Annotated in this window: 12 protein-coding genes; 8 read left to right on the forward strand and 4 right to left on the reverse strand. The window is 64.2% G+C overall.

The genetic code is table 11. From position 1 onward, the window contains the following. Positions 1 to 217: 217 nt before the first annotated feature. The 8 genes from B058_RS0102815 (at position 218) to minE (ending at position 6304) form a co-directional block, all read left to right on the forward strand. Positions 218 to 784, forward strand: a complete 567-nt coding sequence (locus B058_RS0102815; RefSeq protein ID WP_018506954.1) for an ANTAR domain-containing response regulator — start codon at positions 218 to 220, stop codon at positions 782 to 784. A gap of 333 nt (positions 785 to 1117) precedes the next feature. Next, positions 1118 to 2335: a CmpA/NrtA family ABC transporter substrate-binding protein gene (locus tag B058_RS0102820; protein WP_245539256.1), complete on the forward strand. Its 1218-nt coding sequence runs from the start codon at positions 1118 to 1120 to the stop codon at positions 2333 to 2335. Between the two features lie 17 nt (positions 2336 to 2352). After that, entirely contained in the window at positions 2353 to 2517 is a 165-nt protein-coding gene (locus B058_RS18100; protein ID WP_018506956.1) for a globin family protein, read from the forward strand. Positions 2518 to 2534: 17 nt separating this feature from the next. Further along, complete coding sequence (ntrB, locus tag B058_RS0102830) at positions 2535 to 3449, forward strand: nitrate ABC transporter permease (RefSeq protein WP_018506957.1); 915 nt, start codon at positions 2535 to 2537, stop codon at positions 3447 to 3449. Positions 3450 to 3554: 105 nt separating this feature from the next. Further along, the gene (locus tag B058_RS0102835; protein WP_018506958.1) at positions 3555 to 4352 is read left to right on the forward strand and encodes an ABC transporter ATP-binding protein; all 798 of its coding nucleotides are present in this window, start codon (positions 3555 to 3557) and stop codon (positions 4350 to 4352) included. Positions 4353 to 4458: 106 nt separating this feature from the next. Continuing rightward, positions 4459 to 5208, forward strand: a complete 750-nt coding sequence (gene minC / locus B058_RS0102840) for a septum site-determining protein MinC (RefSeq protein ID WP_018506959.1) — start codon at positions 4459 to 4461, stop codon at positions 5206 to 5208. A 24-nt stretch (positions 5209 to 5232) separates the two neighbouring features. Next, positions 5233 to 6048: a septum site-determining protein MinD gene (gene minD / locus B058_RS0102845; protein ID WP_018506960.1), complete on the forward strand. Its 816-nt coding sequence runs from the start codon at positions 5233 to 5235 to the stop codon at positions 6046 to 6048. A 1-nt stretch (position 6049) separates the two neighbouring features. Further along, positions 6050 to 6304, forward strand: coding sequence for a cell division topological specificity factor MinE (minE, locus tag B058_RS0102850; protein WP_018506961.1), 255 nt, complete (start codon positions 6050 to 6052; stop codon positions 6302 to 6304). A gap of 21 nt (positions 6305 to 6325) precedes the next feature. Here the strand turns inward: minE and nirD are convergent, their stop codons facing one another. The 4 genes from nirD to B058_RS0102870 form a co-directional block, all read right to left on the reverse strand. Continuing rightward, complete coding sequence (nirD, locus tag B058_RS0102855) at positions 6326 to 6658, reverse strand: nitrite reductase small subunit NirD (protein WP_018506962.1); 333 nt, start codon at positions 6656 to 6658, stop codon at positions 6326 to 6328. Between the two features lie 12 nt (positions 6659 to 6670). Continuing rightward, positions 6671 to 9127, reverse strand: a complete 2457-nt coding sequence (nirB, locus tag B058_RS0102860) for a nitrite reductase large subunit NirB (RefSeq protein WP_026240586.1) — start codon at positions 9125 to 9127, stop codon at positions 6671 to 6673. 207 nt (positions 9128 to 9334) lie between these two features. Continuing rightward, positions 9335 to 10300 (reverse strand): DNA-binding protein YbiB, encoded by a 966-nt coding sequence (gene ybiB, locus B058_RS0102865; RefSeq protein WP_018506964.1) that lies wholly within the window; start codon positions 10298 to 10300, stop codon positions 9335 to 9337. Further along, the gene (locus B058_RS0102870) at positions 10297 to 12978 is read right to left on the reverse strand and encodes a nitrate reductase (RefSeq protein WP_026240587.1); all 2682 of its coding nucleotides are present in this window, start codon (positions 12976 to 12978) and stop codon (positions 10297 to 10299) included. Before B058_RS0102870 ends, ybiB begins: the two co-directional genes overlap by 4 nt. Between the last annotated feature and the right edge of the window lie 461 nt (positions 12979 to 13439).

A 13439-nucleotide genomic window follows, 5' to 3' on the forward strand; every position in this document is an offset into this window, starting at 1 on the left:
TCATGCACCACAAGCGTACATCCCAACCAACCGGTTCACCCCCTCGATTATCAATAAGCATTTGATTATTAATCAATCTGCAAGCTGGCACGCCCCCTGCTACACCCTGACTGAGTATCCAAACCGCAAGGCCAGGTTGCTCAGGCAGTCTCCTCCGACTTGGCGGCCTCTCCGGAGGCCGCGTTTTTTTGGAGGCAACCCAGAACATGAAACAAGCATGCGCATACTGATTGTCGAGAACCAGCCGGATCGGCTGGCAATGCTGGTACCGGCACTGGAAGCGGCGGGCTGCGTGGTGACGGCCACGCTGAATTCGGCGCGCAGCCTGGATGTGCAGATCCAGGCGCTGCGCCCGGACGTGGTGATCATCGCGCAGGACTCGCCCGACCGCGACACGCTGGAGCACATCTGCGTGGTGAACCAGGACTGTCCGCGTCCGATCGTGATGTTCACCGGCGACGGCAGCGCAGAGTCGATCCGCGCGGCCACGCAGGCGGGGGTGACGTCGTATGTGGTCGACGGGCTCGACCCCGCGCGCATCCGCCCGATCCTCGACGTCGCGGTGTCGCGCTTCGAGGCATTCCAGGCGCTGCACGACCAGCTGGAACAGACGCGCCTCGAATTGTCGGAACGCAAGCTGATCGACCAGGCCAAGGCGCTGCTCATCAAGCAGACCGGGGCATCGGAGCCCGAGGTATACCGCGAGATGCGGCGTGCGGCGATGGATCGCGGCCTGAAGCTGGCGGACATTGCGCGGCAGATTCTGCAGAAGCCGCTGGCGTGAGGCGTGCCGCCCCGATTGGTGCACGGCAGTGAAAACATGCACCGCGTGGGTGCACAAATTCCCGGTGCGCAACTGCACATGACCGGGCCGATTTCCATAAAACGCATGCAATACAAGGCACTTGAATAGCTGGCACAGCGGTTGCTAAACCTGAACTGAACAGTCGCAACGATGTGGCTTTCAGCGTGACCGTCAAATCATTCATCACTGGACAAAGGCGTCCGCCCTGAAGGCGACGCCTTTTTTATTTATGCCCTCCGGGCATTTGGAGAACACACCGTGAGCGACATCCAGGACAAATCTCATGTGCAAGACCAGAGCAAGCGTGACTTCATGAAAAAGACCACCGGACTTTCCGTCGCCGCCGTCCTCATGGCCATGGTGCCGCCGGGCGTGCGCCAGGGTGCGTGGGCCGCCGGTTCCGATGCCCCCGAAAAACCCAACCTCAACATCGGCTTCATTCCGCTCACCGACTGTGCGTCGGTCGTGATGGCCTCGGTGAAGGGATTCGACAAGAAGTACGGCCTCACCATCACGCCCTCGAAAGAAGCCTCGTGGGCGGCGGTGCGCGACAAGCTGGTCAACGGCGAGCTCGACGCGGCGCATGTTCTGTACGGCCTGATCTACGGCGTGCAGATGGGAATCGGCGGGCCGAAGAAGGACATGGCGGTGCTCGCCACGATCAACAACAACGGCCAGGCGATCACGCTGTCGAACCAGCTCAAGGCCAAGGGAGTGACCGACGGCGCCTCGCTCGCCAAGCTGATCGCCGCCGAGCCCAAGGAATACACCTTCGCCCAGACCTTCCCCACCGGCACCCACGCGATGTGGCTGTATTACTGGCTGGCGGCCTATGGCATCAACCCCTTCACCCAGGCCAAGGTCATCACCGTGCCGCCGCCGCAGATGGTCGCCAACATGCGCGTCGACAACATGGACGGCTTCTGCGTGGGCGAGCCGTGGGGTGCGCGCGCGATTCACGACAACATCGGTTTCACCGCGGTGACAACGCAGGACATCTGGAAGGACCACCCGGAGAAAGTGCTCGGCACCACCGCCGAGTTCGTACAGAAGTATCCGAACACGGCTCGCGCAATGGTCGCGGCCATTCTCGATGCATCGAAGTACATCGACACCATGTCGAACCGCTCGGAGGTCGCGAAGATCATCTCGGCCAAGTCCTACGTCAACACCGACTTCGACTCGATCGAGGACCGCATGCTCGGCCAGTACGACAACGGCATCGGCAAGAAGTGGACCGACCCCAACTACATGAAGTTCTACAACAACGGGCTGGTGGGTTTCCCCTACCTGTCCGACGGCATGTGGTTCCTCACCCAGCACAAGCGCTGGGGGCTGCTGAAGGAGCATCCGGATTACCTGGCGGTGGCGAAGAAGGTCAACCGCATCGACATCTACAAGCAGGCCGCAGCCCAGACCAAGACACCGCTGCCGAAGTCCGACATGCGCAGCAGCAAGCTGATCGACGGCGTGGTGTGGGACGGCAAGAACCCCAAGGCCTACGCCGACAGCTTCAAGATCAAGGCCTGATTGAAGAAAGGAAGGCCATGACGCCGGAAACAATTGCACTGGTATGCAGCAGCTGGCGGCAGGTGCTGCCGATCAAGGACACGGCAGCCCAGCTGTTCCATGGTCAGCTGTTCGAGGCGTGGGCGGAAGCCGCCGGCACGCTGGCATCCGCCATGAAGCAGGCCACCACCGCCGTCGCGTAAACATTCAGGAGTGCGATATGAGTGCAGTCAATGCAACAACCGAAAATCTGAACGACCTCCTGTCCGGCGAGGATATCGCTCCGACGCCGCAGGTGTCGACGGCGGCAGCCCCCACCCGCCGCACCCCCTATTTCGAAACCGAATCAGGCAAGCGCCTCGTCGAGAACGCGCTGACCCTGTTCAGGAACGCCATCCCGCCCCTGCTCGGCATGCTGCTGTTCGTCGGCCTGTGGGGGCTGATCTCCCATAGCATCAAGAACATTCCCGGCCCCTACGAAACCTGGATCTCGGCGGTGGAACTGTTTTCCGACCCGTTCTACAACAACGGCCCCAACGATCAGGGCATCGGCTGGAACATCCTCAACTCGCTGTATCGCGTCGGGATGGGTTTCGGTGCCGCCGCCCTGGTAGGGATTCCCCTCGGCTTCATGGTGGGGCGCTTCGACTTCCTCAACCGCATGCTGTCGCCCATCATCAGCATCCTACGTCCGGTGTCGCCGCTGGCCTGGCTGCCGATCGGCCTGCTGGTGTTGCAGAAGGCCGAGCCGGCATCGATCTGGGTGATCTTCATCTCCAGCATCTGGCCGATGGTGCTCAATACCGCTGCCGGCGTGCAACGCATCCCGCAGGACTATCTGAACATCGCGCGCGTGCTCAACCTGTCTGAGTTCAAGGTGTTCACCAGGATCCTGTTCCCGGCTGTACTGCCCTACGTCCTGACCGGGGTACGGCTCTCCATCGGCGTGGCCTGGTTGGTCATCGTCGCCGCCGAAATGCTCACCGGCGGCGTCGGCATCGGCTTCTGGGTGTGGGACGAATGGAACAACCTCAACGTCGCCCACATCATCATCGCCATCTTCGTCGTCGGCATCGTCGGGCTGCTGCTCGAACAGGGGCTGATGCTGCTGGCGAAACGGTTTAGTTATGAGTGAGAGGTAAGCGGGGAACGGTGAGCGGAAAAGGCAGCCCCCCGCTCACCGCCAACCCCTCACCGTTTACTGCTCACTGCTCACTGCTCACTGCTCACGGAGAAAAACATGCAAAGCTACGTCCAGATCGAAAACGCCGGCATGGTGTTCAGCACCAAGAAGGGCAAGTTCACCGCGCTCACCGACATCAACCTGAATGTCGAGCAGGGCGAGTTCATCGCGCTGATCGGCCACTCGGGCTGCGGCAAGTCCACGCTGCTGAATCTGGTGGCGGGCCTGCTCGACGCCACCGACGGCGTGCTGCTGCTCGCCAACAAGGAGATCAAGGGGCCGGGGCCGGAGCGTTCGGTGGTGTTCCAGAACCATTCGCTGCTGCCCTGGCTTACCGCATTCGAGAACGTCCATCTCGCGGTGGAAAAAGTATTCGGCGGCAGCGAATCGAAAGCGCAACTGAAGGCGCGCACCTCGGCAGCGCTGGAACTCGTCGGCCTGACCCACGCCGCGACCAAGCTGCCGGGCGAAATCTCCGGCGGCATGAAGCAGCGCGTCGGCATTGCGCGCGCGCTGGCGATGGAGCCGAAGGTACTGCTGATGGACGAACCCTTCGGCGCGCTCGATGCACTGACCCGTGCCCACCTGCAGGACGAGCTGATGAAAATCGTTGCAGCGACGCAAAGCACGGTCATCATGGTGACCCACGACGTCGACGAGGCGGTGCTGCTGTCCAACCGCATCGTGATGATGACCAACGGCCCGGCCGCGACCATCGGCGAAATCCTCAGCGTCGACCTGCCGCGCCCGCGCGATCGACTGCAGCTGGCGCACGACCCGCGCTATCACGCGCTGCGCAGCCAGGTGCTGGAATTCCTTTACAGCCGCCAGATGCGACCGAAAGAGGCCGCCTGAGTACACGCACAGAGCAACGCGCCTTGCCCCGTGTGGCAGGTGCGGCTAGACTCTCGGGGTTGCTTTCGAACCCTCCGCTTTGTGAATTTCCATCCCCCTGCCCGCCATGCCGCGCCGACGTGAGCCCCGTCCCGCGCCCGCGCTGGAACTGAAGACCACGCGACTCGCCGGGATACAAGTCATCCTCAACAGCGCCGAGCACGCCGCGCTGGACACCCACATCTCCACGCTGTTTGCCGCGACGCCGGACTTTTTCGGCGGCGAGGCGGCGGTATTCGAGTGCGGACGCCTGCCGGTCGACGCCCCTTCGCCCGACTGGGCGTGGCTGGTGCGGGAACTGAAAAGCCGGGGACTGAACCCGTTCGCAGTGCAGAACGCATCCGCCGAACTGGCCACCGCCGCCCAGCAGACCGGGCTACTGGTACTGAACGATGTCGCGCCGGCTCCCACTACCATCGCAGCCGAACCGGAACCCGTGCCCGAACCCGAAGCGGTGCCGGCACCGGAACCTGCAGCGCCCGCCACTCCCACCCGCATCATCGACAAGCCGCTGCGTTCGGGCCAGCGGGTGTATGCGGCGGGTGGCGACATCGTGGTGCTCGCTGCGGTCAATCCCGGCGCGGAAGTCATCGCCGACGGCAGCATCCATGTGTATGCGCCGCTCAAGGGCCGGGCGCTCGCCGGTGCGCGCGGCGATACCTCGGCACGGATCTTCACCACGCACCTCGAGGCCGAACTGGTCTCGATCGCCGGCGTCTATCGCACCTTCGACGCCGCCCCGGACGCCGCCGTGGCGCGCAAACCGGCGCAAATCCGGCTGGCCGATGCCAGCCAGATCGTCATCGAACCTCTCTAAACCATGCAAAAAGAAGGAAGCTCCGTGACCACCATCATCACTGTCACCTCCGGCAAGGGCGGCGTCGGCAAGACCACCACCAGCGCCTCGATCGCCAGCGGCCTGGCACTACGCGGTTTCAAGACGGCCGTGATCGATTTCGACGTCGGCCTGCGCAACCTCGACCTCATCATGGGCTGCGAACGCCGCGTGGTGTATGACTTCGTCAACGTCATCCAGGGCGACGCCAACCTCCACCAGGCGCTGATCAAGGACAAGCACTGCGACAACCTGTTCGTACTGCCCGCCTCGCAGACGCGCGACAAGGACGCGCTCACCGAGGAAGGTGTGGAGAAAGTGCTGAAGGAGCTGGAACACCAGGGCTTCGACTACATCATCTGCGACTCGCCTGCCGGCATCGAGCACGGCGCGGTGATGGCGCTGACCTTCGCCGACGAGGCCATCGTCGTCACCAACCCGGAAGTCTCGTCGGTACGCGACTCCGACCGCATCCTCGGCATCATCCAGTCGAAAAGCCGCCGCGCCATCGAAGGCCGCGAGCCGGTGAAGGAGCACCTGCTGGTCACGCGCTATTCGCCGAAACGCGCGCACGAAGGCGAAATGCTGACCTATACCGATATCCAGGAACTACTGCGGATTCCGCTGCTGGGCGTCATTCCCGAATCCGAGGCCGTGCTGCAGGCCTCCAACCAGGGCATCCCGGCGATCCACCAGAAAGCCACGCCGGTGGCCGATGCCTACCAGGATGCAATCGGCCGCTTCCTCGGCGAAACCCACCCGCTGCGTTTCGTCGAGTACGAAAAACCGGGCCTGATCAAGCGTCTGTTCGGAGGCAAGTGACATGTCCTGGCTCTCCCTCATTTTCGGCGAAAAAAAATCCACCGCATCGGTCGCCAAAGAGCGGCTGCAGCTCATCATCGCGCACGAACGCACCTGCGCGTCCGGCCCGGAGTTCCTGCCCGACCTGCAGAAGGACCTGGTCGCGGTGATTTCCAAATATTTCCCGGTCAATCCCGACGACATCAAGGTGGGACTCGAGAAGCAGGGCAACTACGAGGTGCTGGAAGTCAACATCGTGCTGCCCGAAGGGCGCTGACCCCCCGTTCGCTTCGGGGCATCACGCAGCGGCGCAGGCCGCTTCAGCGAAGTCCAGCCACACCCGGCCGTCTTCGACCTTGACTGCGAACTCGCGCGCGCAGCCATGATCCGGCGCCACGGCGCAGCCGGAATCCAGCTCGATATTCCAGCTATGCATCGGGCAGGTCACCTTCCTGCCGTGCACGATGCCCTGCGACAGCGGCCCGCCCTTGTGCGGGCAGCGGTCTTCCAGCGCGAAGACCTCGTCGTCGGCGGTGCGGAACACCGCGATGTCGAGGCTGCCGTGGCGCACCACGCGTGCGCCGAGTTTGGGGATGTCGTTCACATCCAGGATGTCAGTCCAGTTATTCATCGTGTGCTTCCTTCATGCGGCGACGGTTTCGAATTCATGCTTGAGCTTGCCTTCCCTGGCGCGCTCGACCCAGGGATCGCGCTCGACCGACAGCGCGAACAGCAGGCGCTCGTATAGCGCGCGCCGGTTGTCGGCGTCGTCGAGAATTTTCTTTTTCACGTAGTCGAGGCCGACGCGCTCGACATAGTGCACGGTGCGGTCGAGATAGCGTGCCTCTTCGCGATACAGCTGCAGGAAGGCGCCGGAGTATTCGAGCACCTCGTCGGGCGTCTTCACCTTGACGAGGAACTGCGCGACCTCGGTCTTGATGCCGCCGTTGCCGGCCACGTAGATCTCCCAGCCGGAATCGACGCCGATGATGCCGACGTCCTTGATCGCGACTTCGGCGCAGTTCCTCGGGCAGCCCGACACCGCGAGCTTGACCTTGTGCGGCGCCCACATCTTGAAGAACACCTTCTCGAGGTCGATGCCCATCTGGGTCGAGTCCTGGGTGCCGAAACGGCACCACTCGGAGCCGACGCAGGTCTTCACCGTGCGCAGCGCCTTGCCGTAGGCGTGGCCGGACGGCATGTCGAGGTCGGCCCACACCTTCGGCAGGTCCTCCTTCTTCACGCCCAAGAGATCGATGCGTTGGCCGCCGGTGACCTTCACCGTCGGGATGGCGTATTTCTCGGCGACGTCGGCGATGCGGCGCAGCTCGGCCGGCGTGGTCTGTCCGCCCCACATGCGCGGGATCACCGAATAGCTGCCGTCGCGCTGGATGTTGGCATGGGCGCGCTCGTTGATGAAGCGCGACTGCGGATCGTCCTCCGCCTCGCCCGGCCAGGTCGAAATGAGGTAATAGTTGAGCGCCGGCCGGCAACTGGCGCAACCGTTGGGTGTGCGCCATTCCATGAACGTCATCACCTGCGGGATCGTCAGCAGCTTGTTGTCGCGGATTGCCTCGCGCACGGCTTCATGGGTGTGGTCGGTGCAGCCGCACATCGATTTGGTCTTCGGCGCAGCCGAGTAATCGCCGCCTGCGGTGACCGCCAGGATCTGCTCGACCAGCCCGGTGCACGAGCCGCAGGAGCTCGACGCCTTGGTGTGCTTCCTCACGTCCTCCAGCGTGAACAGGCCCTTCTCGCGGATCGCCTTGACGATGTCGCCCTTGCACACGCCGTTGCAGCCGCACACTTCCATGTCGTCGGTCATGGTCGCGGCCTTGTTGACGCCTTGGTGGCCGAGGTTGCCGCAGTGGTCCTGGCCGAACATCAGATGGTCGCGCAGTTCGGACACGTTCTTGCCGTCGCGTAGCAGCGCGAAATACCAGGCGCCGTCGACGGTGTCGCCGTACATCACGCCGCCGACCAGCCTGTTGTCCTTGATGACGAGCTTCTTGTAGACGCCGCCGATAGGGTCGGAATACAGGATGGATTCGGTGCCCTCGCCGCCGATGAAATCGCCGGCCGAGAACAGGTCGATGCCGGTGACCTTGAGCTTGGTCGAGGTCACCGAGCCCTGGTAGCGGCCGATGCCGTAGTGCGCCAGATGGTTGGCGCACACCTTGGCCTGCTCGAACAAGGGTGCGACCAGGCCGTAGGCGACGCCGCGATGCGCGGCACACTCGCCGATCGAATAGACGCGCGGGTCGAAGGTCTGCATCGTGTCGTTGACGACGATGCCGCGGTTGCAGTGCAGGCCGGCCGATTCGGCAAGCTCGGTGTTGGGGCGGATGCCGACCGCCATCACGACCAGGTCGGCGGGCGCGGAATCGCCGTCCTTGAACTTGATCGCGGCGACTCGTCCACTCTCGCCGCGCACCAGTTCCGCCGTCTGCTTCTGCAGCAGGAACTTCATGCCCTTCTCTTCCAGGCTCTTCTGCAGCAGGCGTGCAGCGGGTTCGTCGAGCTGGCGCTCCATCAGCCACGGGCCGATGTGCACCACGGTCACGTCCATGCCGCGCTTCATCAGGCCGTTGGCCGCTTCCAGCCCGAGCAGGCCGCCGCCGATGACAACGGCGTGCCGGTACTGGCTGGAGGCGCGGATCATCGCGTCGACGTCGGCGATGGCGCGAAAGCTGATCACGCCCGGCAGGTCGGCGCCCGGCACCGGCAGCATGAAGGGATTGGAACCGGTGGCAAGCAGCAGGCGGTCGTATTCGGCGCGGGTGCCGTCCTCGGCTTCCACATAACGCGCCGAGCGGTCGATCTTCACTACCTTCTTGCCGAGATGCAGGTGGATGGCGTTGTCCGCGTACCAGTCGGTCGGGTTGAGGATGATGTCGTCGACCGTCTGCTCGCCAGCGAGCACCGGCGACAGCAGGATGCGGTTGTAGTTGGGGTGCGGCTCGGCGCCGAACACGGTGATATCGTAGAGGTCGGGTGCCAGCTTCAGCAATTCCTCGAGGGTGCGCACCCCCGCCATGCCATTGCCGACCATGACCAGCTTCATTTTGGGACCGTGTCCCATGGGCGTACTCATATCCATATCACCACTCCAAACGGAAGACCAAAAGTGATGACCGAGATACGCCGTTGCATTCGGTCTGCTTGCTACAACATCTAGCAATCGTTATGCCATGGTGCAGGCACCTGGCTGGCACCTTGTTTTTACTGGGTTCCAGAACCGCGGGTCAGCAACGCATTCAGAGGCCGCGCACCATCTCGGTGCCTGAACGCGTGCCATGCACCGCAATCATGCCGCCACCCGTCCGAACCCATTGATCGCGGTGATGGCGCGCGCCTGGTTGAGGTCTTCGGTATACCCTGCCGCATACAGGCAGACCGCCAGTTGATTGCGGATCGGCAACGGCAGCGGCAAGTGTTCGTGCATGACCTGGTCGATCCATGTACCGGTTGCCCGCGCCTCCATCCCGGGCAGATTCGCCAGCATGGCGGTGGCGGATTGCGCCTCGTACACGCGCTGTCCCTGTCCGTCCTGCACCAGCACCATGTCCGGCCGCTGCAACGGATCGGCAAACGCCTCGCCCTCGCAGCCCTGCAGCAGCACGGCGTGTCCCCCCAGGGCTTCCAGCACCGCACGTGTCGGCGCAACCTCTCCCTCCGAGATCACGGGTGTCACGCGTACCGAACGCTCGCCCAGTACGTCGGCCAGCGCCGCCAGCCGCGTCACCCAGCCGTCGATACCCAGCCGCGCGCGCAGGGCCAGCAGCGCGGCCAGGCCGGGACTCAGCAACGCCACCGGCGCGAAGGCGATACCGTCATCCTGCAGCGCCGCATTGACCTGGGCCGTCGTACTGCAAGGCATGATGCCGAGTTCGCGCAGGACGTAAGCCGCGGCCGTCCCGCCGCCGCCTTCGAGCACGCCGTGGATCAGTACCGGTATGCCGAAACTCCTCAACAGCAATGCGAGCAGCGGCGTGAGATGCGGCTGCGTACGCACGCCGTGATAGGTAGGAAGCACCACGGTACGGAACGGTCCTGTCGGTGCAACGAAATCCGGCAGGCGTTCGGCCAGCGCGGCATGCATGCCGAGCCAGGCGTCCAGTCCCGGATCGTGCTGGTTGAATGCAACCAGGAAAGCCGCCGTTTCCAGCTCCGGCACGCCGCCATCGAGCAGGGCTGCGCCCAGTGCACGCGCATCGACAAAGCCCAGTCCTTCGCCGGCTTCGATCTGGCGGATCAGGGTCGCATAGCTCATGCCGCCGCCCGATTCCCGGCAAGCAGCCGTTTCAATTCCGGCACGCACGAGCCGCACTCGGTACCGCATTTCAGCGTGGCCTGCAACGCGGCCAGGTCGGCGCCGGCCGTGATCGCGGCGACGATGTCGGGCTCGGCCACGTTCAGGCAATTACACACGATGCGACCGCGGCCGGCCCCGCCGGCCGGCGGGCGCGCCACCGGCGCCAGCATCCAGCTGCGCAACGAAGCGGCATCCACGCCTTCTACGATGACATCGCGCAGCCAGTCGAAGGCGGCGGTTTCGCCGGTGAGCCGCGCGGCGACGACCTTGTTGGATTCGACACGTACACGTTTGGAAATGCCGCGCGGACTGTCCTGGTAATGCATCACCGCAAGCGGATCGTCCAGCCCCAGCGCGGCATCGAGCGCCGCCAGCAGGGATGCCGGCAGCGGCTGCGTATGCGCCAGGCGCAGGGTCAGTACGTCGCGTTCGCGCCCCGCCAGTCCGGCGGCCGCGTAATCGCACGCGCGCAGCAGCGGCTGCACGACATCGAGCAGCTTCGCGCCGTCGCCTATCGCCAGCGCGGCCATGCGCCAGGGCAGGTCGGCCTTCGCCACCTGCACGGCGGCATGCTTGAGTTCCGGCTGCTTCGACATCGCATCGAAAGTCGGCAGGGTCAACGCATTGATCCCCAGTCCGCCCATGAAGCGTGCGCCCCAATGCATCGGCAGGAAACATTGCCCGGGACGCAGGCTCTCGCTGGCCTCAACCGCCACCACCACGTCGCCGCGACGGCTTTTCACACGCACCAGATCACCTGGGTTCAACCGACGCAGTTCCATGTCGCGCGGCGCCATCGACAGCAGTGGCGTGTCGGCGTGGGCGAACAGGCGCGCGACGCGGCCGGTGCGGCTCATCGCGTGCCACTGGTCGCGCAGGCGGCCGGTATTGAGGTGCAAGGGATAGCGCGCGTCGATCGCCTCGGCCACCGGACGATACGGTACGGCATGAAAGTGCGCCCGTCCGCTGGCGGTGGGATAGACGCCGTCGGCGTACAAACGCATCTGGCCGGCGGACGCGCCCTCGGGAAACGGCCATTGCTGCGGCGCCTGGTCCAGCCGCGCATAGGACAGGCCCGTGATGTCGAGATCGCGCCCGCGCGTGGTCTCGCGATGTTCGTTGAACACGGCTTCGGCGCTGTCGTAGGGGAACAGCCGCGCGCCCTCGCCCGGCATCAGCCGGCGCGCGAACGCGGTCACGATGGCCCAGTCGGCATGCGCCTCGCCCGGCGGCGGCACCGCCGCATGCACGCGCGAAATGCAGCGTTCGGAATTGGTCATGGTGCCGTCCTGCTCGCCCCAGCTGGCAGCCGGCAGCAGCACGTCGGCAAAGGCCACGGTCTCGGTATCGGCAAACGCCTCCTGCACCACTACGCATTCGGCCGCCTGCAGGGCGTCATGGACCCGATGCTGGTTGGGCAGCGATTGCGCGGGGTTGGTGCAGGCGATCCAGATCGCCTTGATCTCGCCGCTGCGCACGGCCTCGAACATTTCCACCGCGGTCTTGCCCGGCGTCGCCGGCACCGCGTCCACCCCCCACAGGCGCGCGACCTCGGCACGGTGCTCGGGGTCGGCAAGATCGCGATGCGCGGACAGCAGATTGGCGAGCCCGCCGACCTCGCGTCCGCCCATCGCGTTGGGCTGGCCGGTGAGCGACAGCGGAGCGGCGCCCGGCTTGCCGATCTGGCCCGTGGCCAGATGCAGGTTGATCAGCGCGGCATTCTTGTCGACACCGCAGCTCGACTGGTTCAACCCCTGGCAATACAGCGACAGCGTCGGCCCGGCGGCGAACCAGCGCGCCGCCTGCACGATGTCGGCCGCCGCCACGCCGCAGATCGGTGCCATTTTTTCCGGCGTGTAGTCGCGTACCTGGTCGCGCAACGCCTCCCAGCCCTCGGTGTACGCCGCAATGGCGTCGCGGTCGATCAGCTCCTCCCACAGCATCACGTTGAGCATGGCGTGATACAGCGCGACGTCGGTGCCGGGCAGGATGGCGAGATGCAGGTCGGCCTCGGCCGCGGTGTCGGTTCGGCGCGGATCGACCACGATCAGCTTCAGGTCCGGGTTGGCCTTGCGCGCCGCCTCGATGCGGCGGAACAGGATCGGATGCGCATAGGCCGTGTTCGATCCGGCGATGAAAATCGTGCCGGCGTGATCGATGTCGTCGTAGCAGCCCGGCGGCGAATCGGCACCCAGCGTGACCTTGTAGCCCGCTACCGCAGACGACATGCACAGACGCGAATTGGTGTCGACGTTGTTGGTGCCGATCAGCCCCTTGGCGAGCTTGTTGAAGACGTAATACGCCTCGGTGGTGAGCTGGCCGGAAATATAGAACGCCACCGCATCGGGGCCGTGTTCCCGGATGACGGCGCGGAATTTCTCGGCAACATGATCAAGCGCCACACCCCAGTCCACGCGCCGGCGCGGCGCGCCCTTCCCGGTACGCAGTGCGGGATACAGGACACGTCCGCTCGCAGCCGCCGACAGGGCGAGCGTCGCGCCCTTGGTGCAGAGCTTGCCCCGGTTCGCCGGGTGCGCGGGATCGCCGCGCACGCCGGTGATCTTCCCGGCGCCGGTTTCGATCAGCACCCCGCAACCGGTGCCGCAATAACAGCAGACAGATGAAACGACAGACATGATGACTCCTTGCCCTGTCCGTCAGCAGGGTCTGTGCCAAGGCGGCACAGCGTAATGAATTCAAGGGCTTGATGAAGCTCGGCAGGGCACGATATGGGGGGTGCGCTCAACTGCAGTGCATGGATCAGGGGATGTGCTGCAAATTGGTGCGGCGGCTGACGGTCAGAAACCGACCTTCAGGTATTCTGCAGAATGGTCATTTGGATGGCAGCCTCACTCAAAAACTTCTCTACGGCCAATGCGTACTTCTCGGCCGAAGCAGACGAAGAAGCTCCGGACAAGTGTAGGCGGCCAATTTTCGTCGAGCGGACATTCGCTCTGTCGACCCACCTGGTTTCTGCAGAATCTAACCGGCCAATATCACACCCTTAAAATTAATTTAATTTATAAACAGTTGGTTACATGTAACTACAACTAAAGTTGTATTGACGAGTTTCCGTCGAGATCGCGTAGTATCTGAC

This window comes from Thiobacillus thioparus DSM 505 (genome assembly GCF_000373385.1).
Taxonomy (GTDB): domain Bacteria; phylum Pseudomonadota; class Gammaproteobacteria; order Burkholderiales; family Thiobacillaceae; genus Thiobacillus; species Thiobacillus thioparus.